The organism is Flavobacterium sp. FlaQc-49 (genome assembly GCF_044005985.1).
Classification (GTDB): domain Bacteria; phylum Bacteroidota; class Bacteroidia; order Flavobacteriales; family Flavobacteriaceae; genus Flavobacterium; species Flavobacterium cupriresistens.
The window spans coordinates 207,811-232,681 of the sequence record NZ_JBIPCS010000008.1 but is presented as its reverse complement, the minus strand read 5'-3'; the positions used below and the strand labels follow the sequence as shown (position 1 = coordinate 232,681).

The 24,871-nt window shown below is 35.5% G+C and carries 20 protein-coding genes; 14 read left to right on the top strand and 6 right to left on the bottom strand.

The window, feature by feature from the left end; genetic code table 11:
* Window positions 1-297: 297 nt before the first annotated feature.
* Entirely contained in the window at window positions 298-1,440 is a 1,143-nt protein-coding gene (locus ACHRV3_RS17325; RefSeq protein WP_395435401.1) for a cystathionine gamma-synthase, read from the bottom strand.
* 105 nt (window positions 1,441-1,545) lie between these two features.
* Here ACHRV3_RS17325 and ACHRV3_RS17320 point away from each other — a divergent pair, with 105 nt between their 5' ends.
* Together ACHRV3_RS17320 and ACHRV3_RS17315 are read left to right on the top strand one after the other, a co-directional pair.
* Window positions 1,546-2,289, top strand: a complete 744-nt coding sequence (locus ACHRV3_RS17320) for a DUF3298 domain-containing protein (protein WP_395435402.1) — start codon at window positions 1,546-1,548, stop codon at window positions 2,287-2,289.
* 271 nt (window positions 2,290-2,560) lie between these two features.
* Window positions 2,561-2,869, top strand: a complete 309-nt coding sequence (locus ACHRV3_RS17315; RefSeq protein ID WP_230003754.1) for a hypothetical protein — start codon at window positions 2,561-2,563, stop codon at window positions 2,867-2,869.
* An 8-nt stretch (window positions 2,870-2,877) separates the two neighbouring features.
* Here the strand turns inward: ACHRV3_RS17315 and ACHRV3_RS17310 are convergent, their stop codons facing one another.
* The 3 genes from ACHRV3_RS17310 to ACHRV3_RS17300 all read right to left on the bottom strand — a co-directional run bounded on the left by ACHRV3_RS17310 (window position 2,878) and on the right by ACHRV3_RS17300 (window position 6,152).
* Window positions 2,878-4,017, bottom strand: coding sequence for an ATP-binding protein (locus ACHRV3_RS17310; RefSeq protein ID WP_395426413.1), 1,140 nt, complete (start codon window positions 4,015-4,017; stop codon window positions 2,878-2,880).
* A 353-nt stretch (window positions 4,018-4,370) separates the two neighbouring features.
* Window positions 4,371-5,123, bottom strand: coding sequence for an SDR family NAD(P)-dependent oxidoreductase (locus tag ACHRV3_RS17305; protein WP_395435403.1), 753 nt, complete (start codon window positions 5,121-5,123; stop codon window positions 4,371-4,373).
* A gap of 153 nt (window positions 5,124-5,276) precedes the next feature.
* Window positions 5,277-6,152: an aldo/keto reductase family oxidoreductase gene (locus ACHRV3_RS17300; RefSeq protein WP_230003758.1), complete on the bottom strand. Its 876-nt coding sequence runs from the start codon at window positions 6,150-6,152 to the stop codon at window positions 5,277-5,279.
* A 223-nt stretch (window positions 6,153-6,375) separates the two neighbouring features.
* Between ACHRV3_RS17300 and ACHRV3_RS17295 the strand changes: the two genes are divergently transcribed.
* The 8 genes from ACHRV3_RS17295 to ACHRV3_RS17260 all read left to right on the top strand — a co-directional run bounded on the left by ACHRV3_RS17295 (window position 6,376) and on the right by ACHRV3_RS17260 (window position 15,882).
* Window positions 6,376-7,380, top strand: a complete 1,005-nt coding sequence (locus ACHRV3_RS17295) for a MoxR family ATPase (protein ID WP_047776704.1) — start codon at window positions 6,376-6,378, stop codon at window positions 7,378-7,380.
* A gap of 81 nt (window positions 7,381-7,461) precedes the next feature.
* Window positions 7,462-8,325, top strand: coding sequence for a DUF58 domain-containing protein (locus ACHRV3_RS17290; RefSeq protein ID WP_047776702.1), 864 nt, complete (start codon window positions 7,462-7,464; stop codon window positions 8,323-8,325).
* Window positions 8,326-8,475: 150 nt separating this feature from the next.
* Entirely contained in the window at window positions 8,476-10,107 is a 1,632-nt protein-coding gene (locus ACHRV3_RS17285; RefSeq protein WP_395435404.1) for a hypothetical protein, read from the top strand.
* A complete protein-coding gene (locus ACHRV3_RS17280) occupies window positions 10,107-11,108 on the top strand; it encodes a VWA domain-containing protein (protein ID WP_047776699.1) in 1,002 nt (333 codons plus the stop codon). Before ACHRV3_RS17285 ends, ACHRV3_RS17280 begins: the two co-directional genes overlap by 1 nt.
* Window positions 11,109-11,313: 205 nt before the next feature.
* Window positions 11,314-12,348 (top strand): VWA domain-containing protein, encoded by a 1,035-nt coding sequence (locus tag ACHRV3_RS17275; RefSeq protein ID WP_395435405.1) that lies wholly within the window; start codon window positions 11,314-11,316, stop codon window positions 12,346-12,348.
* Window positions 12,349-12,393: 45 nt separating this feature from the next.
* Window positions 12,394-13,170 carry a tetratricopeptide repeat protein gene (locus ACHRV3_RS17270; RefSeq protein ID WP_047776697.1) on the top strand — a complete coding sequence of 259 codons (777 nt, stop codon included), beginning with the start codon at window positions 12,394-12,396 and terminating at the stop codon, window positions 13,168-13,170.
* Between the two features lie 126 nt (window positions 13,171-13,296).
* Complete coding sequence (locus ACHRV3_RS17265) at window positions 13,297-15,045, top strand: BatD family protein (RefSeq protein WP_395435406.1); 1,749 nt, start codon at window positions 13,297-13,299, stop codon at window positions 15,043-15,045.
* Window positions 15,046-15,135: 90 nt separating this feature from the next.
* Window positions 15,136-15,882, top strand: a complete 747-nt coding sequence (locus ACHRV3_RS17260; RefSeq protein WP_395435407.1) for a tetratricopeptide repeat protein — start codon at window positions 15,136-15,138, stop codon at window positions 15,880-15,882.
* 399 nt (window positions 15,883-16,281) lie between these two features.
* Here ACHRV3_RS17260 and ACHRV3_RS17255 read toward each other — a convergent pair whose 3' ends face one another.
* A complete protein-coding gene (locus tag ACHRV3_RS17255; RefSeq protein ID WP_395435408.1) occupies window positions 16,282-16,851 on the bottom strand; it encodes a 5-formyltetrahydrofolate cyclo-ligase in 570 nt (189 codons plus the stop codon).
* Window positions 16,838-17,818: a succinylglutamate desuccinylase/aspartoacylase family protein gene (locus ACHRV3_RS17250; RefSeq protein ID WP_047776691.1), complete on the bottom strand. Its 981-nt coding sequence runs from the start codon at window positions 17,816-17,818 to the stop codon at window positions 16,838-16,840. The genes ACHRV3_RS17255 and ACHRV3_RS17250 overlap by 14 nt, the downstream gene beginning before the upstream one ends.
* A gap of 137 nt (window positions 17,819-17,955) precedes the next feature.
* On the opposite strand from ACHRV3_RS17250, the gene uvrC reads away from it, so the two are divergent.
* From uvrC to hppD, 4 genes are all read left to right on the top strand, one after another.
* Window positions 17,956-19,749, top strand: coding sequence for an excinuclease ABC subunit UvrC (gene uvrC, locus ACHRV3_RS17245; protein WP_047776689.1), 1,794 nt, complete (start codon window positions 17,956-17,958; stop codon window positions 19,747-19,749).
* Between the two features lie 9 nt (window positions 19,750-19,758).
* A complete protein-coding gene (locus tag ACHRV3_RS17240) occupies window positions 19,759-22,068 on the top strand; it encodes a patatin-like phospholipase family protein (protein WP_395435409.1) in 2,310 nt (769 codons plus the stop codon).
* Window positions 22,069-22,279: 211 nt separating this feature from the next.
* Window positions 22,280-23,437, top strand: coding sequence for a homogentisate 1,2-dioxygenase (locus ACHRV3_RS17235; protein WP_047776686.1), 1,158 nt, complete (start codon window positions 22,280-22,282; stop codon window positions 23,435-23,437).
* 167 nt (window positions 23,438-23,604) lie between these two features.
* Window positions 23,605-24,765 carry a 4-hydroxyphenylpyruvate dioxygenase gene (gene hppD / locus ACHRV3_RS17230; protein WP_047776848.1) on the top strand — a complete coding sequence of 387 codons (1,161 nt, stop codon included), beginning with the start codon at window positions 23,605-23,607 and terminating at the stop codon, window positions 24,763-24,765.
* The last annotated feature ends 106 nt before the right edge of the window (window positions 24,766-24,871 follow it).

Below are 24,871 nucleotides of genomic sequence, written 5' to 3'. Positions count from 1 at the left end.
CAAGAAGTACAAAAACTATATTCGTCTTGAAGATTCGTGTGCATACTTTAAACCAAGCTGCAAACTGATCTTTTTAGAACTTCTTTCAAAATGACAAAGTCCAGCTAAAACAAACTCACCTGACTTATATGGTTAAATTTTAACGCCGAGACACTAATTTAAACTTAAAAAAGAAATGAGTCCCAGTTTACAGTCCCAGTCTCAATTAAGAACTGCAAACTGAGACCGTAAACTGAGACTCATCCTTACATTTATTCATAAAAAAAACGCCTCCAATGGAGACGTTTCTTATTGTCCTTATGCTAAAGCCTGTTCTAAGTCGGCGATTAAGTCTTCTGCATCTTCGATACCCACACTCAAACGAACTAAGTCGTCGGTGATACCGACTTCTGCTCGTTTATCAGCCGGAATAGAAGCATGTGTCATTAAAGCTGGATGATTTGCTAGTGACTCCACTCCACCTAATGATTCTGCAAGAGTAAAAACTTTAAGTTTCTCTAAAAAGGTAATCGAATCTTCTTTTTTACCTGATTTAAAATCAAATGAAACCATTCCACCAAACGCTTTCATTTGCTTTTTAGCAATTTCATGAAATGGGTGACTTGCAAGTCCCGGATAATAAACTGTTTTTACTTTTGGATGATTTGCCAAAAACTCAACCACTTTTTCTCCATTTTCACAATGTCTTTGTACTCTAAGAGAAAGTGTTTTTATTCCTCTCAAAACCAAGAAACTATCCATTGGCCCAAGTGTTGCTCCGGTTGCAAATTGCTGAAAATGCAATTGCTCTCCTAAAGCCTCATCTTTTACTATAAGCGCTCCGGCGATAACATCGGAATGCCCGCCTAAATATTTTGTAGCAGAATGCATCACGATGTCTGCACCCAAATCAAGCGGTTTTTGCAAATAAGGAGTCGCAAAAGTATTGTCTACTGCTAACCAGATTTTATGTTCTTTGGTTATTTTTGCTATTTCCTGAATATCGGCCAATTTCATCAACGGATTTGTTGGTGTTTCTACCCAAATCAATTTTGTATTTTCATTGATTAAAGCTTTCAACTTTGCGATATCGGTCATATCAACAAAATGAAATTTAATCCCAGAATCCTTATAAACTCTTGAAAACATTCTATAGGTTCCCCCATATAAATCGTCCATGGCAATTACTTCGTCGCCTGCTTTAAAAGATCGCAATACACAATCTGTAGCCGCCAAACCAGAAGAAAAAGCCAATCCACGTGTACCGTTTTCTATACTTGCCAAAGCATTTTCTAATGCTGTACGTGTAGGATTTGATGCACGACTGTATTCATAATCCCCCAAAGGTTGCCCCGGACTGGTCTGAATATAAGTTGAAGTTTGATATACCGGAGGCATAACAGCTCCTGTACTCGGGTCATGATGTTGACCACCATGTATCACTTTTGTGTTGAATTTCATATAGTTACCTTTTTTTAACCTGATTTACGAATACAAATTTACCGTTTAATTTATTTTAATCCTGCCACAACTTCTTACCTTTGTATATAATTAACATTTTTACACATGAAAAAGTATCTTTTTTTAGTCTTTACGTTTCTCCTATTCATCAGCTGCAGCAAGGAGCTTTCTTTTGAAAACGAAACATTTCAAAAAAAATCGGCTTTGCCTTGTGATAAAGATTGTCCAAACATCAGCATCGATCTTCCAATTGCAAAAAACATTCCGATTGTAGCAGACAGCATCAATAAAAAAGTATTCTCGGTAGTAAAAGAAATTGTTTACTTTGAAGAGAAACCATTAAAATCAGCGGACTATAATTCATTAGCTTCTTCCTTTATTGCTTCCTATGAAGAAATGCACAAAAAATTCCCAACAGAAACTTTTGGCTGGGAAGCTAAAATCATAGGCAATGTCGAATTTCAATCGGAACAGATTTTAAATATAAAAATCGATCATTATACTTTTACAGGAGGAGCACACGGTTATCAGGGGTATCGTTCTTTATTGTTTAATCCTAAAACCGGAAAAGTAATTTTTAACGATCAGATTTTCAAAAATCAAAAAGAATTTAAGGCTCTTGCCGAAAAAGAATTCCGAACTAAATACAAAATTCCTGAAAAAGCGAACATTAATGCTACGGGACTGATGTTTGAAAACGACAAATTTCAATTGCCACAGAATATTTTTTATACTTCAGAGGGCTTGCTTTTATATTACAACTCCTATGAGGCTGCCTCTTATGCTGATGGTCCAAAAGAAATTCTTTTTCCATATGAGAAAGTAAAAGCCTATCTGCTTTTCCAATAATTTATCTCTATACCAATTACGTTTATAATACATTGAAAGCCGAATATAGTTTTAAAAAAGAAGCTAGACTCTAATTTTGTACATTAGAAATGAAACATTAATTCATTTTCTAATGCTAACATAGGATTATTAGTCCCCGAAAATCATGTAAATAGCTTTAGATATAGTAGCGACAAAGCTTATTGGATGGATCGGTTTACAAAAACAAGAAGGATTCGAGGAAATCGGTTATCAAAAGGCTTTGTTGAAATAAATTTTTAACATACCTCAGATGAAAGATAATAAACTATATCATATACTGGATTTAATCGAAGAGATAGATAAAGTCGACAAAATGATTCTTTTACATGAAAATTCCAGTTCCGCTGTAATGTCAAATCAATATAAAAATCAAAAACTAAAATTAAGCAATTACCTAGTTAAAGAGCTCTTGACAAATAGTGACAACAGATCTGAAGTTATGTATATCATTAAACTTTTCATTGAAAAATTCTATACTAATGAGATCAGTCACCTACAATTCGAAGAGAATGATAATTTAAAAAAGATAGAAAATATATTTATCGAAAACTACGGCTAGTCTTCCTTTTACTGCACATCATATTTCATTTTTCGTAGAATACGCAACGCCTCTTTAAAGGATAGATAGACCTGTCCAAAAGGTTTTAGAAGTAATTTGGCATCAATTAGTTTTTGCTTGGCGTCGTCAAAACCATTCAGATAACAAATCATAAAAGTAGACGGAAGATTTTCTAAATCCACTAATTCCCTTTCAGAAAGGACAACTCCTTTTTGCAATTTCTGAAGCAATGTCACATTCGAATTGTAAATATGATAGAGCATTCGTATGTTAAACTCCGGAGGCTGAAAAAGTATTTTACGATCGATTTTATAGTAACCGTTATCAAAAAAGCGAATCGTTTGTTCTTCCAACGGATAGTAACTTGTTTTATCATTTAACCCCAAAGGAACATACTCGGTTATTGTAAAACTGTCATCATCAAACACGATGGTAACCACATCCTGAGCGGAGTAAAAAAGCTTAATTTGCTCATTAATCAATTCGATATCTACCCGCGATAAAAAGGTCTTATCCCTTGATTTTTTTGGCACCCCCGCCCAACAAATTACAAACAATTCTTTAAAAACATGGTATTTAGGCGACATGTCTTTGTGCCTGAAATTCATAAAATCGATAACACCATCCAGCGTATATTGGATACTGTTTCTGGAACTGTTTTCAATTCCGATTACGGTCTCGGTATTTTGGTAATTCTTTTCAACTTCTCCTTCAACAGGAATCGAATTACTCCCACGTCGCACAAAAACACTATTGGCGACAATGGTATGAATGCCTTTTTTAAAATAGGAAATTTTATTTTTTGGTTTAATCGTAACCAATCCGACTACCCTGTCTTTTGGAAGATTCGGAAACGGTACATTCTCGTACTGTATCTTAGGTGGATTTTCTAAAAAGGCATTCACCAGATTTTGTATTCGGCTATCATCGAAGAAGTCATCACCGACGATCTCGTTATCCTGGTCTTCAACCCCCACCACGATATAGGAATTATTGGTAGGATTTGAATTCGACAAGGCACAAATGTGTTTCAGGAACTTTCCTTTTCCTTCACGGGTATGTAGATTCAACTGTCTTTTTTTATCATAAAAACTGCTCTCGTCATTGTGAGCGAGTAAGTTTTTGATTAAAAGACGTTTATTGATCATAGTTTCGTTTTTTTGCCGCGAATTGCACTAATTTTTAAAATTAAAACTTCACCTCTTTACTATTAAATTTAATCACAAGGTTAGCAAAGTTTAAGTATAACATTACGACTCCTTTTTAATTTTATGCCCGATTTTTTCTGCACGCTGATCTAGCAGATTAGGCTGATCTTATTTACCTCTTATTAAAAATCTGCGCAATCTGCCAAATCTGCGTGAAAAATTTAACTCTGTTTATTTCTCAAAGTAAGGTCAAAGTTTACAAGGTTTTACGCAAAGTATGTTATTTTTTATTTACAAAAACTTTACCTTAATAAACTAGACTGTAGCTCTTTTAGAACTATCATAAAACAATCTTAACTCCTTTTAACAATCGTAGATGATGCTTGTGCTGTACTCATCACAACCAAATCGGCGATATTAACATGATAAGGCCTTGACACTACAAAATGAATAATATCTGCAATATCTTCTGCCTGTAACGGATCAAATCCTTTGTAAACATTAGATGCCCTCTCTGTGTCTCCCTTAAAACGAACTTCGCTAAATTCGGTCGCAACCATTCCCGGGTGGATTCCGCCTACTCTAATTCCGTATGGATTTAAATCGATTCGCATTCCATTTGTAATTGCATCAACGGCATGTTTTGAGGCGCAATATACATTTCCGTTCGGGTATACTTCTTTTGCAGCTGTGGATCCGATGTTGATAATATGCCCTGACTTTCTCTCGATCATTTGTGGCATTACTGCTTTCGAAACATACAAAAGTCCTTTTACATTAATATCAATCATAGCATCCCAATCCTCAACATCTCCATTCTGAATTGGATCTAAACCATGCGCATTCCCGGCATTATTGATTAAAACATCAATCACGGAAAATGCTTCCGGTAAAGAATTAATACGCTCAAAAGTTGCCTTTTTATCTCGTACATCAAAGGATAAGGAATGGACTTCTGTAAAAGCAGAAAGTTCTGCTTCCAGTTCAGCCAAACGGTCTGTACGTCTTCCGCAAAGGATAATTTTATAGTTGTTTTTAGCCATTATTTGCGCGGTTGCTTTTCCAATTCCGCTAGTGGCTCCAGTAATTAAAACTGTTTTTTTCATTCTGAGAATTTGTTTGTTTTTTTGCTACGAATTTCACGAATTTACACTAATTTAATTTGTGTCAATTGGTGAAATTCGTGGCAAAATATTTTTAATTTACAATCTTACCTTAGTAGAAGAATTAAATTCTGATCGTATTTAACGAGTCACAAATTAGGCAACATCATCGCCCATACTCTCGCTCCAAATAGCAAACCAGTCTTCTTTATCCATTTCTAATTCTACTGCTTTCATCAACGATTGAATTCTGGCGATGTTAACTGTTCCTGCAATCGGAATTACTTTGGCCGGATGCTTTAAAATCCAGGAAAGTAAAAGTGTATCAGAACCAAAATGGTACTTTTCCACTAAAGTTGAAAGCAATTTTTTCAGACGACGTGTTTTTTTGGTGTCTTCTCTAAAAACAGTTCCAAGCGGATTCCATGACAATGGTCTAATTCCATGCGTCTGCATATAATCTAAACTTCCGTCGGTCATCGCTTCAAAATGCGTAGCCGAAAATTGAACCTGATTGTAATTTACATCTGTTTTCTGACGAATCAGCTCGGTTTGAGAACTAGTGAAATTGGAAAGTCCGAAATCTAAAATTTTACCTTCCGCTTTTAATTTTCCAACGGCCTCTGCAATTTCATCCGCCTGCATTAGAGGACTTGGTCTGTGCAATAAAAAAACATCTACATAATCTGTTTTTAGTTTTTTTAATGATTCTTCAACCGACCAAACAATATATTCTTTAGAATACTCATAGTGCTTTATTTTATTCTCCGGACGCTTTTCAGCAATCATCTGAATTCCGCACTTGGTGATTAACTGCAGTTTTTCTCTTGAAATTTTGCTTGCCTGGAATGCTTTTCCGAAATCGGCTTCTGTAGTATAGGATCCGTAAATATCGGCGTGATCAAAAGTTGTAATTTTGTTTTCGATACAAACCTGTATCATATTTTCCATTTCTTTAGTTGTAAGGTTTTTATCCCATACTCCCCAATTCATAGTGCCCGAAATTATAGGCGATAATGTTGTTTTGCTCATGGTAGTATTGCGTTATTTTTGGTATTAAATATGCATTTGTAAAGCATAATCATCAAAGTTCTTAAAAATATAAAAATAGATTCACAATTCACCCTTAAAATTAGTTCGTTGGTCGAAGTTTTAACCATTCTTTAACATCTTACTTATCAAAAAATATTCAATTTGCACTCTCAAAAGTTAGGCATAAAAATCAACGTCTTAAAAAAGTTTTAAAAATATTTATATGGAAGAGAATACGACGACTTTAGACATTAGAGCGATAAATGAAAAAATTGAAAGAGAAAGTGCTTTTATAGACCTTCTTACAATGGAAATGAACAAAGTCATTGTGGGCCAGAAACATATGGTCGAGCGTTTATTGATTGGTCTTCTAGGACAAGGACACATTTTATTGGAAGGTGTTCCGGGATTAGCCAAAACTTTAGCGATTAATACTTTGTCACAAGCGGTTCAGGGATCCTTTAGCCGTATTCAGTTTACACCTGACTTATTACCTGCCGATGTTGTCGGGACGATGATTTACAACATCAAGCAAAACGAATTTTCTATTAAGAAAGGTCCAATTTTTGCCAATTTCGTACTTGCGGATGAGATTAACCGTGCTCCGGCAAAGGTTCAATCTGCCTTATTAGAGGCCATGCAGGAGAAACAGGTTACTATTGGGGATACTACTTTTAAACTAGATCGTCCGTTTTTAGTTTTAGCAACTCAAAATCCTGTTGAGCAAGAAGGAACATATCAGCTTCCGGAAGCGCAAGTCGATCGTTTTATGTTGAAAACGGTTATTGACTATCCAAAAATTGATGAAGAACGCTTTGTAATTCGTCAAAACCTAAAAGGAAGTTACGAAAAAGTAAATCCGGTTGTTTCTGTTGAACAAATTTTGCGCGCGCAAGAAGCTGTTCGTGAAGTCTACATGGACGAAAAAATCGAAAAATATATTTTAGATATCATCTTTGCTACCCGTTATCCGGAAAAATACAAACTAGCAGACTTAAAACCTCTTATCAGTTTCGGAGCATCACCACGTGGAAGTATCAATTTAGCTAATGCAGCAAAATGTTACGCCTTTATCAAACGTCGTGGTTATGTAATTCCAGAAGATGTTCGCGCTGTTGTACATGATGTTTTACGTCACAGAGTCGGGATCACGTATGAGGCCGAAGCCGAAAACATTACTTCTGTAGACATTATCAACAAAATCGTAAACGAGATTGAGGTACCTTAAAAATTTGTTTAATGTTTCAGGTTTCAAGTTGTTGAAAAAACGAACTTGAAACTTGAAACTTTTAAACTTTAAACAAATAAAATGGATACAAAAGAGCTTTTAAAAAAAGTACGGAAAATAGAAATCAAAACCAAAAGACTGAGTAATCATATCTTTTCTGGAGAGTACCACTCTTCTTTTAAGGGACGAGGAATGACTTTTAGCGAAGTGCGTCAGTACCAATACGGCGATGATATTCGTAACATCGACTGGAATGTAACGGCACGCTACAACGAAGCTCACGTGAAAGTTTTTGAAGAAGAACGTGAATTGACCATGGTTTTAATGGTTGACATCTCAGGTTCAGAAGGTTTTGGTTCAAAGAGCCAGTTCAAAAAAGACATTGTAACCGAAATTGCGGCAACAATGGCTTTTTCGGCTACACAAAATAATGACAAAATTGGTCTAATATTATTTTCAGACAATATAGAATTGTATATTCCCCCAAAAAAAGGGCGTTCACATGTTTTGAGAATCATTCGCGAATTAATCGAATTCGAACCTAAAAGTCAGAAAACCGATATTGCTCAGGCATTGAAGTTTTTATCGGGGACGCAAAAAAAGAAGGCTATCGTTTTTATGATTTCAGATTTCATGTCTGAAAATTATGAGCAAACATTAAAAATTGCTTCTAAAAAACATGATCTTACAGGCGTTCGCGTATACGACATTCGTGAGGAAAAAATCCCAAATTTAGGAATGGTAACCATGCTTGATGCTGAAACCGGCAAAATTCAGCTGGTAGATACTGGTTCTAAAACGGTGCGATTGAATTATGAAAAACATTATCAGACAAGAGTAAATTATTTTAAAGAAACGTTTAGTAAATCTGGTGCAGGTGTCGTAAACACAAGGGTAGATGAAAATTACGTAACCAAATTGTTGGGGTATTTTAAATCGAGATAAATCATAATTTTAGATGGCAGATTGTAGATTATTAGAAATCGAATAATTTAAAATTCTGTTTTATACCAATAAAAATCCGTTTAAATCTGTATCATCCGTGTTCCATTTTTAAGCATTCATTTTAGACTAAAATCTGAAATCATAAATCAAATGAAATTTAAACTTTACATATTTTTATTTTTACTTTCTTCAACTGTTTTTGCGCAGAGCAAACCGGTTGAAACCAGTATTGATACTACAAAAAATAAAATTGGAGCTGAATTTAAGTTAACTCTTAAAACAGTAGTGAGTTCAAAATCTAAAGTTGTTTTTCCAAAACTAAAAAACATTGGACCTTTAGAAGTAATTGAATCCTACCCAATTGATACTGTTAAGAAAAATGACACTTACGAGCTGATCAAAAAATACGGTTTAACCCAATTTGATTCGGGAAAATATACCATTCCGAGCATCAAGATTTTAATTGATAAAAAACCTTACTTAACCGATTCAATCCGGGTTGAAGTAGCCAATGTAAAAGTGGATACTTTACAGCAAAAGATGTACGACATCAAAGACATAACCACTATTGACAGTGGTTTTGGCAATTGGTGGAAATACGTTTTAGCACTACTTTTACTAATCGGAATTGGTGTTTTTGTGTATTGGTTTGTGAAAAAACGTCAACAGAAAAAAATCGAAGAAGAGATTTACAAAACTCCTATTGAAAAAGCGACCAGTTTATTAAACAATCTGGAGAAAAAAGAACTTTGGCAAAAAGGAGAAGTAAAAGAATACTATAGTGAATTGACTGATATTGCTCGTAATTACATCGAGGAAGCCATTCAGATTCCTGCTATGGAAAGCACCACTTCTGAATTAATACAGGGAATCAGAACTGCTTCTACCAAAAAGAAAATGACACTGACACCTGAAACGGTTGAAAATTTAGAGCGTGTTTTACGTCAGGCGGATTTAGTGAAATTTGCAAAATCAAAACCACTGGATTTCGAAATTACGGAAGACCGAAACAAAATCCAGAAAGTGATTTTGACACTTGATAATGCGATTCCGACCGAAATTCCGACTGAAGAAGATGAAATTTTAAATGAAGCGCAGAGACAAAAACAAATCAAGCTTCAATTAAAGAAACAACGCAACAAGCGAATTACAATAGCGATAGGTTCTGTTGTTTCCCTAATAGTTGCAACAACCCTATTCTTTATTGCTACGAAAGGTTTTACTGCCGTAAAAGACACCATTTTAATGAAAGCCACTAAAGGGCTTTTAGAAGGTGAATGGGTAAAAAGCGAATACGGAAATCCTGGTGTATTAATTGAAACTCCAAAAGTCCTGAAACGTATGGACGCTCAAAAAGTGCTTCCAAAAGAGACCATGGCTTTGATTAAAGAAATGCAACTTTTTGCATACGGAAGCATGCTTGAAAATTTTTACATTACAGTTTCTACCAGTAAATTCAAAAACCCGGTAGAGCTGGATTTAGCCAAAACGTTAGAAGGTTCTTTAAAAGTAATCGAAGCGCAAGGCGGGCAAAATATAATCGTAAAACAAGAAGATTTTCAAACCAACGAAGGTGTTCAGGGACTTAAAGGCTACGGAACAATGACCATTATAAATCCGGTTGACAAAACAAGTGCAAAAGCTTATTATGAAATTTTGCTTTTCAAACAAGATCAGGGATTACAACAAATCACGATTTTGCATGAAGAAGGCGATAAATATGCCAACGATATCGCTACCCGAATATTAAATTCTGTTGAACTTAGAAAAGCAGGTAACTAATGAGCAAGATAACTTTTTTAAATCCAGAATTTTTTTGGCTGTTTCTATTAATTCCAATTGCAATTATTTGGTTTTTATGGAAACGCAACCAGCAGACCGCAACTTTAAAGATGAGTTCAACAGCCGGTTTTAAAAATAGTGCTTCACTATTGACAAAGCTAAAACCGTCTTTATATGTTTTCAGAGTCATTGCTTTATCTTCTTTGATTATTGCATTAGCGAGACCTCGTACCGTAGACATAAGCAACCAGACCAAAACAACAAAAGGAATCGATATTGTCATGGCAATTGACGTTTCCGGAAGTATGTTGGCCAAAGATTTAAAACCTAACCGTATGGAAGCTTTAAAAAGAGTAGCAGCTGACTTTGTTGGGGAAAGACCTAATGACAGAATCGGATTGGTTTTATATGCTTCTGAAGCTTATACGAAGACACCTGTTACAAGCGACAAAGCAATTATCTTAGAAGCAATCAAAGGAATTAAATACGATACTACGCTGCAAGACGGAACCGGAATCGGAATGGGACTGGCAACAGCCGTAAACAGACTTAAAGACAGTAAAGCCAAAAGCCGTGTTATTATATTACTGACCGATGGTGTAAATAATGCCGGTTTTATTGAGCCTGAAACAGCAGCCGATATCGCCAAACAATACGGAATAAAAGTATACACCGTGGGTATTGGAAGTAACGGAATGGCAGAATCACCATATGCTTACGGGCCAAATGGCGGATTTTTATTTAAACTGCAAAAAGTAGAAATCGACGAACGATTGATGAAAAGCATTGCCAGAAAAACCGACGGAACTTATTTTAGAGCAACCAGTAACGACAGATTAGCTCAGATATACAATGCGATTAATAAATTAGAAACCACCGAAATTCAGGAACTAAAATTCTACGATTACGACGAAAAATACAGAAGTTTTGTTTTACTCGCAGCCTTTTTATTACTGTTAGAAATTGGTTTACGAAATACGGTTTACAGAAGCTTCATTTAATTTTTGCAAAATTAAAAAATTTCAAATTTTTAAAATCCCAAATTCCAATTGGAATCTGAAATTGAAATTGAAATTATAAATTGAAGTTTACAACGATTAGAATTTAAAATTTGAGACAATCTAAAAGGTTGGAACTTGGAATTTAAACCTCTAGACCATCCAAAGGTTGGAATTTGGATTTTCTCATTTGGAATTTAAAAAAATTATGGAATTAGACGAAAAAAAATATTTATACCTTTTATTCTTGCTCCCGATTGTGGTGTGTGTTTTTCTTTTCAATATGTATTGGAAAAGAAAAAAACAACGCGAATTTGGTGATTTGGAAATGGTGAAAAAACTGAGCCCTGAACGTTCTGTTTTCAAACCGGTATTAAAACTGGTTGTGCTTCTTTTGGCACTGCTTTGTTTAATTATCGGACTGGTGAATCCGAAAATCGGGACCAAAATGGAAACCGTAAAACGAGAAGGGATTGACATTGTTTTTGCCGTTGACGTTTCTAAAAGTATGCTTGCCGAAGATGTGGCGCCTAATCGTTTAGAGAAAAGTAAACAATTGGTTTCGCAAATTATAAATCAATTAGGAAGTGACCGAATTGGTATTGTAGCCTATGCGGGAAGTGCTTTCCCGGTTTTGCCGATTACATCCGATTACAGCGTTGCTAAAATGTTTTTGCAAAGCATGACTCCGGACATGGTCTCCTCACAAGGAACGTCTCTTGACGAAGCCATCCGATTATCGTCGACTTATTTTGATGAAAAAAGCAAAACCAGTAAGTTATTAATTCTGATTTCTGACGGAGAAGACCACTCTGAAGGCGCTTCAACTGCAGCCGAAGAAGCCAATAAAATGGGGATGAAGATCATTACCATCGGGATCGGAACTGAAAAAGGAGGCACCATTCCTTTAAAAGTAAATGGTGTTGTACAAAGTTACCAGAAAGACAACAATGATCAGGTGGTGATTACCAAACTAAATCAGGAAGGGCTAAAAACCATTGCTAAAGCTACGAAAGGTGGATATATTTATGGCGGCAGCACCAAAGAGGTTTTAGAATATGTGAAAAATGCACTGAATAACATCCAGAAAACAGAATTTGAAGCGACACAAATGGCAGATTTTCAATCGCAGTTCCAATGGTTTATTGGTTTTGCATTCCTGTTACTGTTTGTTGACATTTTCCTTTTAGAAAGGAAAACAAATTGGATCAAAGAGTTGAATTTATTTAACGAAAAGAAATAAGTGTTCCGGTTTAAAATCGGATCAAAAAAAAATAAAAAAATTAGAATGAAAAATTTACTTCTTTATATTTTACTAACGGTTTCTCTGGCGGTTTCGGCTCAAGAGAAAGACAAAACATTGCCTGATGCCAATGAGGAATATAAGCAGAATAAATTTGTTGACGCAGAAGCAAATTATAGAATTTCGGAATCTAAATTTCCTAGACGCAGTGTTGCTTCTTACAATTTAGGAAATACGATTTACAAACAAAATCAGGCTTCTGAGGCAAAACTGGCTTACGCGAAAGCTATAAAAAATGCCAAAACCCGACCTGACAAACATAAGGCTTTTCACAATATAGGAAATGTCTTCATGAAAGAGAAAGATTATACGCAGGCAGTAGAAGCGTACAAACAAGCGTTGCGTAACGATCCTACAGACGATGAAACGCGTTACAATTATGCATTGGCCAAGCAAAAGCTAAAAGAAAATCCGCCTAAAAAAGACAAGAACAAAGACGACAAGGACAAGAATAAAAAGAACGACAAAAAAGACGATCAGAAAAAAGACGGCGACAATAAAGACAAAAAGGACGGAAAAGACGATCAGAAGAAAAAAGACAAAGGCGATCAAGACAAGGATAAAAAAGACGGAAAAAACGATCCGAAGAAAGACGATAAGTCCGACAACAACGGAGAGCCAAAACCAATGCCAGGCGGAATTTCAAAAGAACGTGTTCAGAATTTATTAGATGCCGTAAATAACGAAGAGAAGAAAATTCAAGATAAAGTAAACGCTCAAAAAGTAAAAGGAAGTCCTAAAAAAACCGAAAAAGACTGGTAAATATAAGTTGAATCGTTAATTTGTTTGATTGTTAATTTGCCAAATAAACAATTAAACAGTTAAACGTCCAAACAGCCAAACACATAAACAGCTAAACGATTAAGCGATTAAACAGTTAAACAATTAATGAAACGATATTTAATTCTATTACTATTCACTTTTCAAGGGCTTATGGCTCAAGTTCAATTTGAAGCCAAAGTAAGTAAAAACACGCTTGGACTAAACGAAAGACTTCGAATTGACTTTATCATGAATGTTGACGGAGATAATTTCGATCAGCCTACATTTGACGGATTTAAAGTCGTAGCAGGACCGAGTCAGCAGGTCAGTCAGTCTTGGGTTAATGGAAGAAGTTCTTTCCAGAAAATCTACTCTTATATTTTACAACCGGCACAAAAAGGAACTCTCACGATCAAACAATCTTCTATAGATTATAATGGTCAGACCTATAAAACATCCCCTATAAAAATAACGGTTACCAATGCAGTTGCTCAGGAAAGGGACCCTAACGACAGACCACAGGGATCCGGAAGCGAAACACTGAATCTGGTAGCAGAAATTTCAAAAACAAACCCATATCTGAATGAACCGATTACAGTGGTTTATAAATTGTATTTCAACAACATTGGAGTAACCGGTTTTAAAGAGCTGGCCAAACCCAAATACAATGATTTCTGGAATCAGAATATAGATGTAAAACAGTTGTCTATTGAAGAAGGAAACTATCAAGGCCAAAGATGTTATTTTGTTGTACTGAAGAAGACTATTTTATATCCACAAAAATCAGGAAGACTAACTATTGAGCCACTCTCTTTAGATATTGGAGTTCAATTTCCAACAAATCGTCGTGATATGTTTGGACAAATGATTCTCTCTGACGGGAACAAAGTCGTATCAGCCGGTGCTAAAACAATTAACGTAAGACCACTTCCGGAATCGAGTAAACCCGAAGGATTTAGTGGTGCTGTAGGTAAATTTGACTTTAGAGTTACTCCTTCTAAAACAACCCTTAAAAACGGTGAAAGTCTGGACTTAGTGGTCAGCGCTACCGGAAACGGAAACATGAAATTGTTTACCCTACCAAAACCGGTTGTGCCAAATGCATTAGAAATGTACGATCCGGTTCATGATGAAAAAGTAACCACTTCGTTGAACGGAATGTCCGGAAGAATATCCGATAAGTATACCATTATTCCACAATACAAAGGAAAATATGCGATCAAACCAATGCAATTTTCTTATTTTGATTTGAATACCGGTTCTTATAAAACGATTACTTCATCAGAAATAATGGTTGATGTTTTAGACGGTCCTATGCAGGCTGAAGCAAGTGCTACCGCAAATGCATCGAAAAATGTTCTTTCAAAAACAGAACAATTCAAATACATCAAACCTAAAACAACATTAGTTTCAATCGTTAAAGACGACTTTTATGGTTCGGATTTGTATTACGGATTGTTGTTCCTTCCTTTTGTAATTCTGCCGATTATCATTTTGGCTAAGAAGAGAAAAGAAGCAATTGATGGTGACGTAACCGGAAACAGAATTAAAATGAACAATAAACTGGCTAAAAAATATTTATCTGAAGCTAAAAAACAGCTTGCTAATAAAGAGCCTTTTTATATTGCACTTGAAAAAGCAATGCACAATTTCCTGAAAGCCAAATTACATATTGAGACTTCAGAAATGAGTAAAGACAATATCAGGGAGTTGTTATTATCCCGAAATGCCAATCCGGAATCGGTGCAGAATTTCATCAACCTAACAGAAAACTGTGAATTTGCGCGATATGCTCCGGCATCAAGTACTTCAATTCAACAGGATTATGACAGAGCCGTTTTGATTATCTCTGAATTAGAGAAACAAATTGTTTAACGCATACAGCAGTACACTAAGAAATTAGATAACAATGGACCGCATGCCAATTCGAACGGTTTAAATTATTGTTACAATAAAGAACATAAAATGAAAAATATACTTTACGTCTTTTTATTAATCTCCCAGGTTTTCTTTGCCCAGAATGGCTTTGAAAAAGGAAATGTTTTGTATCAAAAAGGCCAATATCAGCAAGCGGTAGAAGAATATGAAAACGTTATTAAGGAAGACAAACTGCAATCGGCTGAATTGTATTTTAACTTAGCCAACAGTTATTACAAACTCAACAAAGTAGCGCCTTCTATATACAATTATGAAAAAGCATTGGTTCTAAAACCGTATGACGAACAGACTTTAAACAATTTAAAGTTCGCCAAAAAACTGACTATTGACGAAATCAAAGAAGTTCCAAAAGTTGGTTTTGCCAAACTCATTCAGAATTTTACGGGTATTTTTAACTATAATACCTGGGCAAAAATTGCCGTTGGAATTGCTTTCGCCTTTTTACTAAGTTTTATCGGGTATTATTTTTCACAACTTACCCTTTCAAAAAGAATCTATTTCATCGGAATGTTTGTTCTTTTGATTGCGTTAATCCTAAGTGTTACAGCCGGAATGTCTGAAAAAAGTCATTTTGATAATGACCGTCCTGCCATTGTTTTTTCTGAAATGAGTGAAGTAAGAAGCGAACCTCAAAAGGCGGGCTCTGCGATTATCCTATTGCATGAAGGAGCAAAAGTTTATGTTATGGAAACAGTAGGAAGCTGGAAAAAAATAGAATTAACAGACGGAAGTGAAGGCTGGATTGATGCTACAACTATTAAAGAAGTAAAATAACTTTTTTTTTTAACCATATAAGTTATATAAGAGCATGTAAGCTCCTGTTTTTCTGCGTTGTTGGTATTTCCACAAATTAGCAGCCAAACTTATATTTACTTCTACAACTTATATGGTTTAAAGAATTAGCACCTACTCCTATTTTGCGTAATCTTGTCCTTTCAACGAAGAGTGGACAGAACTGAGAGCTGGATCGATGCTTCAACTATCAAAGAAGTAAAATAACTTCTTTTTGAACCATATAAGTTATATAAGAGCATGTAAGCTCCTGTTTTTTAAATTGTCGGCATTACCAAAGCAACTAAACTTATATTTACTTGCTTAGCCATTCCCACAAACAAGCAGCCAAACTTATATTTACTTATATAACTTATATGGTTAAAAAAAAAACAGTAACCCTTAAAACGTATATACCTTCTCTGGTGTAACGCAATAGTTCAATTTTATATCTAATTCAAAAACGTCTTCAATCAGGTTTTCCGCCTCAAAGAAAGAAAGTCCGATTTTGATGGTTTCGGGTTTGCATGCTGCTAAGAATTTATCGTAGAAGCCTTTTCCGTACCCCACACGATTTCCTGCAAGATCGAAAGCCAAAAGCGGCACAAAAACAACTTCTATCATTTCTGCTGCTACTGGCAAACCATTTACCGGTTCGGGAATATTGTATTCGTTTTTTTTGATTTTGGTATTATCGGTCAATAAAAAATGGGTCATCTCTCTGGTTTCAAAATCACTTTTAGAAACCACAATTTCTTTGTCTTTCCCCGAAAGCAAATGCAAAATATATTCGGTATTTACTTCTTTTTGTTCTTCGATGGGAAGGAAAACATGGAAATACGTTTTATTCCAAATAGGCAGTTCGATTAGATTATTGGCGATGGCCAGACTTTTATCTTCAGCAACATCAAGGGGTAACTCTTTGCGAAAATTTTTATACTGTATTCTTAGTTCTTTTTTATTCGTCGACATGATCGGGGAAATTTTTAGACATATGATAAATCGCGTCACCTTCGTAAACAATCGGCGAATGATTGGCATTGATTATAAATCCGTCGTGAGGCGCTTTTACTTTTTGTTCAAATTTACCAAAGGGATCTGTAATTATGGCCAAAATAGTTCCTTTAGTTACAAATCGACCAATCATATTAAAATCATGCAACAAACCCGAACATTTCGCCCGCAGCCAAACAGAGTGTTTAATATAAATCGAAGGATCCTCTGCCTCTTCTACTATTTGTTTTGCATCCAGCATTTTTAAATAATGAAGCAGGCGCTTCGCTCCCATCACTCCCTCATTGGCCACTTCGTTATTGATATCTAATGATTTTCCTCCTTCAAAAAGAAGCATTTTGACATTGGCTTTTTCAGAAGTATTTCGAAAAGAACCGCTAATATTTTTAGAGTACAAGGTAAATGGCGCATTAAAAACATCGGCCAAAACCTTCAACTCGGGATTATTCTCTGTAATTCTAATCTGCGGTGCATTAAAACGACTGGCACCTCCTGCATGAAAATCTACCGCATAATCTATAATCGGAAGGATATGTTCTACGATATTATAAGCAAAACGACTGGCCAAAGAACCTTTTTTACTTCCCGGAAAAACACGATTCAAGTCACGTCCGTCGGGAAATTCACGTGATTTATTTACAAAACCGTACATATTAATAACCGGAATACAAATAATAGTTCCTCTGCTTGGTCGATTAATTCGCTTGCTGATTAACTGTCTAACCACCTCGATACCATTAATTTCGTCTCCATGAATTCCGGCAGAGAATAACACTACAGGGCCTTCTAATTTTGAACGACGGACAATAACGGGAATATTAAGTTTTGTAGTGGTATGCAATCTGGCGATTTCGACATTTATGGTTCTGCTTTCTCCCGGCAGGATCGTCTCACCAAAAATGATAATGGGCGTGTTATTTTTCATATAGAATTATAAAATCTAAATATAGAAATTATTCTTTTGATTTCGTAAATTTGAAACTAAATCAATGTTACGCTTATTTTCAAAATCGAAGCACTTTTTGAAAAAGTTTCGCAACAATCTTCAGTAATAAAAACAGAATGCAAAAACCGTCTTTAGATCTTCAAATTCAAACCTTGCCGGACAATCCCGGTGTTTATCAATATTATGACAAAGACGGGAAAATATTATACGTTGGAAAAGCCAAAAACTTAAAAAAAAGGGTTTCTTCCTATTTTAATAAAATTCACGATACTGCCAAAACAAATGTACTCGTAAAAAAAATTGTTACGATAAAACACATCGTGGTTCCTACCGAAACCGATGCGCTTTTGTTAGAAAACAACTTAATCAAAACCTTGCAACCGCGTTATAATGTCTTGTTGCGCGATGACAAAAGTTATCCTTGGATTTGTATAAAAAAAGAATCTTTTTCGAGAATATTCTCTACCCGAAGAATGGTCAAAGATGGTTCTGAATATTTTGGCCCTTACACCAGTTTCAAAACGGTACACACCATTTTAGATTTAATCAAAGAATTGTACCCATTACGAACCTGTAACTATGATTTGAGCGAATCCAATATCAATTCAGGAAAATTTAAAGTTTGTCTGGAATATCACATCGGGAACTGCAAAGGGCCTTGCGAGGGATTGCAATCTTTAGAAGACTATCAAAAACAGCTGGATGCTATTCGTGAAATTCTGAAAGGAAATTTCAAGGAAAGCATGAAAGATTTCAAACGTCTGATGACCCAATATGCGCAGAATTTGCATTTTGAAGAAGCACAAAAAATAAAAGAAAAAATAGAAGTTCTGGAAAATTACCAGTCGCGATCGACTATTGTAAATCCAAAAATTACCAATGTAGATGTCTTTTCTATTGTATCGGATGAAAGTGCGGCTTATGTCAACTTTCTCCAGATTTCACATGGATCGATTATTCGTTCACATACTTTAGAAATGAAAAAGAAACTGGACGAAAGCGACGAAGAATTATTAGAACTTGCCATTATTGAACTTAGGGAACGCTTTCAATTACTATCCAAAGAAATTATTGTTCCGTTTGAAATTGATTTGGGAGAAAAAATCAAAACAACTGTTCCGCAACTTGGAGATAAAAAGCAAATTTTGGATTTATCGATTCGAAATGCCAAATTCTACCGCATAGAACAGCTCAAACAATTGCAAATTGTAGATCCCGATCGCCATACCAACCGTATCATGGCACAAATGCAAAAAGACTTACGGTTACCGACTGAACCACGCCACATCGAATGTTTTGACAACTCGAACATTCAGGGAACAAATCCTGTTGCGGCCTGCGTTGTTTTTAAAGACGGAAAAGCCAGCAAAAAAGACTATCGCCATTTTAATGTAAAAACGGTGGAAGGCCCTGATGACTTTGCTTCGATGACCGAAATTGTGTATCGTCGCTACAAACGTTTACTCGAAGAAAACGAGCCTTTGCCGCAACTTATCATTATCGACGGTGGAAAAGGACAATTATCTGCCGCTCTAAAAAGTATTGACGAGTTAGGATTAAGGGGTAAAATTGCCATTATCGGAATTGCAAAACGCCTCGAAGAATTATTCTATCCCGGAGATTCGATCCCGTTGTACTTAGATAAAAAATCAGAAACGCTAAAAGTAATCCAGCAATTGCGAAATGAAGCGCACCGATTTGGTATTACTTTTCACCGTGATAAACGCAGTAAAGCAGCACTAAACTCTTCTGTAGAAAGCATTCCGGGCATTGGCGAAAAAACAATGCTCACGTTAATACAACATTTCAAAAGTGTTAAAAGATTAAAACTGGCTACAGAAAAAGAAATATCAGATGTAATAGGAGTATCAAAAGCCAAAAAAATTGTCGACTTTTACAAAACCAACTAGTTATTTTTTATGCGCCCAATTCAGCTGTCCATTTCAAATACTCAGTCACAAAGATTTTCACGTCTCCCACAGCCTTTCCTTTCGATACGGAATGTGCCGTTGCTTCTTTTTATATGCTTGTTTCTAAATATTCAAAGCTCTTTTTCTCAGGAAAACGAAAAAAAAGCAACACAAGACACAATCCGAAGACCCAAAATTGGTTTGGTTTTAAGTGGTGGTGGTGCCAAAGGATTTGCTCATATTGGTGTTCTGAAAGTATTGGAAGAAGCCGGAATTAAGATTGACTATATCGGAGGAACCAGTATGGGATCTGTAATTGGTGGTCTTTATGCCTCCGGTTACAACGCTGCTCAAATTGATTCGATATTCAAAAAGACCAATTTCGACGAATTAATAAACGACTATATTCCGCGCTCGTCAAAAAACTTTTATGGTAAAAAGAATGACGAGTTATATGCCATTATTTTACCCTTTAGTAATTTCAGAATTGGTATTCCCGAAGCACTTTCAAAAGGAATGTACAATTATAATTTATTGAGCAGTCTGACACGAAATGTACGTCATATTCGCGATTTCAACAAACTGCCAACACCCTTCCTGTGTATTGGAACGAATATCGAAACAGGCGAAGAGGTTTTACTTAATAAAGGGAATCTCGTTCAGGCAATGGTAGCAAGTGCGGCCTTTCCGTCCTTATTCACTCCTGTAGAAATAGACGGAAAATTATTAGTAGATGGTGGAGTTGTCAACAATTATCCTATAAAAGAAGTTCGAAACCTTGGCGCCGATATTATTATTGGGGTCGATGTTCAGGATGATTTATTAAATCGAAAAGGCCTTAAAAATGCAACCCGAATATTAGTTCAGATTACCAATCTCCAATCGATTGATAAAATGAAAAGCAAAATAAAGGATACCGATATTTACATCAGACCCGACATCCGCGATTATGGTGTGGTTTCGTTTGATAAAGGAGAAGAAATAATCCGAAAAGGAGAAGAAGCAGCCTTTGCTGTTTACGAAAAAATCAAATCGTTAACCGACGAAAATCATTTTTACAAAAAACCAAAACTAAAAATAGGCACGGACACCCTTCAAATAAAAAAAATAAACAACGACAAACTAGACAATTACACTAAAGAATACATTCGGGGTAAACTCCGTTTTAAACCCGGAAGTACTATAACGTACGACGATTTGAAAACGGGAATAAACAATCTGAACGCTACGCAAAACTTTAGCACAATTTCGTATTGTTTAGAACCAGACGGAGATCAGGACGATTTAGACCTTACTTTACAAGAAAATCCAACGCAAACTTTTCTAAAACTTGGTTTGCACTATGATGGTCTTTACAAAAGTGGCATTTTGCTGAACCTTACCCATAAAAAGACATTACTGAAAAATGATGTCACTTCTCTGGACATTATTTTAGGTGATAATTTCAGATATGATTTTAATTATTATGTTGAAAACGGTTTCAACATCAGCTTTGGATTTCGTTCCAGATTAAACAAGTTCAATCGAAACGTTACTAGTAATTTTAACAATCTTCCAAAAGAAAATGTGGAAACAAATCAGATCAACGTAGATTTTACCGACCTGACCAATCAAGCTTATTTTCAAACGATCTTTGTCCAAAAGTTTCTCATGGGCGGAGGTTTAGAATACAAATATTTAAAAATAAGTTCCCCGACTCTAGCAGACATCGAGCAGGTTATTGAGAAAAGTAACTACCTCAGTGTTTTTGGTTATCTGAAATATGATTCTTTTGACAACAAAAGCTTTCCTCATTCGGGATTGTATTTTTCTACCGACCTGCAAACCTATTTAACATCTTCCAATTACACCAAAGCATTCAAGCCTTTCTCAACTGCAAAGGCCGAAATTGCCTTTGCTGGCACACTTTATAAAAAAGCGACCTTCAAAATCGGAACCGATGCCGGATTTAATATTGGCAGTGATAGTGTTCCTTTTTTCGATTATATTTTTGGAGGATACGGCTTTAACAAAATAAACAACTTCAATTATTTTTACGGATACGACTTCTTAAGCATTACCGGAAACAGTTACATAAAAGCAGATCTGACCGTTGATTATGAAATATTTAAAAAGAACCACGTTAATATTTCAGCTAATTTTGCCAACCTTGGTGATGATATTTTCACCACGACAGACTGGATCTCAATGCCCAAATATTCAGGCTATGCCGTAGGTTACGGACTCGAAACTATTATTGGTCCTATCGAAATTAAACATTCCTGGTCTCCTGAGATGTCAAAGAATTTTACTTGGTTTAGTATTGGATTTTTATTTTAATTTGTAATTTAAATCAATAAAAATTACGACATTTGTTATAATGAAAACAGAATGGACAGGTTTATTGGAGTATCTTCAATTTCTTATTAAGAGAAATCCGGAGTAATGCTATCGAATTGAATAATTAGCCAACTTAGAAAATGAGCTAGTTATCTGTTCACAATTTACATTTTCTAATTATCTAATTTATAAATTATCTAATTGAAAAACGATGCCATTATACCACAAACTTGGAGATTTTCCTCAAAAAAGACACACCCAATTCGAGAAACCAAACGGAGGTTTTTATTACGAACAATTATTCGGAACTGAAGGTTTTCACGGACATTCCTCCTTGTCTTATCATGTTCACAGACCAACGCAGGTTAAAGAAATTTTAAATTCTTATTCGGTTGAACCTAAAATTGCAATCGGAAAAAACATAAAATCATTACTATTTAAAGGATTTGAATTAAAACCGGAAAATGATTTTTTAGACAGTCGTAAAGCAATGATGGTCAATAAAGACTGTATTATTGGTTTGGCAGCACCTAAAGAATCACTTCGAAATTATTTCTATAAAAATGCCGATGCCGACGAAATGCTTTTCATCCATAAAGGAAAAGGAAAGTTACGTACGATGCTGGGCAATATTCCTTTTGAATATGGAGATTATCTGATTATTCCAAGAGGAGTTATCTATCAAATAGATTTTGAGACTACCGAAAACCGACTTTTTTATGTCGAATCTTATTCTCCTTTTTACACTCCAAAACGTTATAAAAACCAATCGGGTCAGCACTTAGAGCATTCACCATTTTGCGAACGAGACTTTATTTTGCCAAACGAGTTGGAAACACACGATGAAAAAGGTGATTTTTTAATTAAAATCAAAAAAGAAGGAATGATTCACGAAGTTGTTTACGCCACACACCCATTTGATGTTATTGGCTGGGACGGCTACAATTTCCCTTATGGATTCTCCATTCATAATTTCGAACCTATAACCGGACGTGTGCATCAACCGCCACCGGTACACCAAACTTTTGAAACAGCAACTTTTGTTGTTTGCTCTTTCTGTCCAAGACTTTACGATTATCATCCAAAAGCAATTCCGGCACCTTATAACCACAGCAACATTGATTCAGACGAAGTACTGTATTATGTTGATGGCGATTTTATGAGCCGTAATAATATTGAGCAGGGTCATATCACATTACATCCAAAAGGAATTCCGCATGGTCCGGCACCGGGCGCAATGGAACGCAGTATTGGTCATAAAGAAACGCAGGAATTAGCCGTTATGGTTGATACTTTCAGACCACTTATGGTTACGGAAGAAGCCATGGGTCTTGACGATGGTCAGTATTACAAATCCTGGACGGAGTAAAATAAGACGTAACCTGTTTAACCGCAAAGTGCGCTAAGAATTTACGCAAAGGCCGCAAGGATTATATTATCCTTGCTGATGAATATTAGTAATCCTTGGCTATTTAAAAAACAAATCAAAAAAAACAATTTCGAACTTCAAACTTCGAAGAAAAAAACATAGAAAACATGAGTAAAGAAGTAAAATCAGTAGAATACGGATTAGAGAAAATCTTCGAAGGAGCACAAGACTTCCTTCCTTTATTAGGAACAGATTATGTAGAATTCTACGTAGGAAATGCAAAACAATCAGCGCATTATTATAAAACGGCATTCGGTTATCAATCATTAGCCTATGCAGGATTGGAAACAGGAGTAAAAGACAAAGCTTCTTATGTTTTGAAACAAGACAAAATCAGAATTGTTCTTACGACTCCATTAACACAAGACTCTCCAATACACGAACATCTTAAAAAACATGGTGACGGTGTAAAAGTTGCCGCTTTATGGGTTGAAGATGCCAGAAGTGCTTATGAAGAAACGATGAAACGTGGTGCTCGTTCTTTCATGGAACCAACTGTTGAGTCAGATGAATTTGGAGAAGTGATTCGTTCGGGAATTTATACGTACGGAGAAACAGTTCATATTTTTGTAGAAAGAAAAAACTACAACGGTATCTTCTTACCGGGTTATAAAGAATGGAAATCGGACTACAATCCCGAGCCAACAGGATTGAAATACATCGATCACATGGTAGGAAATGTGGGTTGGAATGAAATGAATACCTGGGTAAAATTCTACGAAGACGTTATGGGATTCGTAAACTTCTTATCTTTTGACGACAAACAAATCAATACCGAATATTCGGCTTTGATGAGTAAAGTAATGTCTAATGGAAACGGAAGAATCAAATTCCCAATTAACGAACCGGCAGAAGGAAAGAAAAGATCTCAAATTGAGGAATATTTAGATTTCTACGGAGGACCCGGAATTCAACACATCGCAATTGCTACAGACGATATTATCAAAACGGTATCTGAATTAAAAGCAAGAGGTGTTGACTTTTTGTCTGCACCACCTCATACCTATTACCAAGCTATTCCTGAAAGATTAGGAGTGCATATGGATATGATGAAAGAGGATATTAATGAAATTGAAAAGTTAGCCATTATGGTCGATGCCGATGAAGATGGTTACTTATTACAAATATTTACAAAACCTGTTCAGGACAGACCTACCTTATTTTTCGAGATTATTCAAAGAATGGGAGCAAAAGGATTCGGTGCAGGGAACTTTAAAGCCCTTTTTGAGTCAATCGAGAGAGAACAGGAATTGCGAGGAACTTTGTAAAAACGCATTATTTTTACATTATGCAAAAAAATTCTCTGTAAAACGATGCTTTTTATGCAAATGATATGTTAAACTCACTTTTTACTATTTATTTCTTGAACTTTGT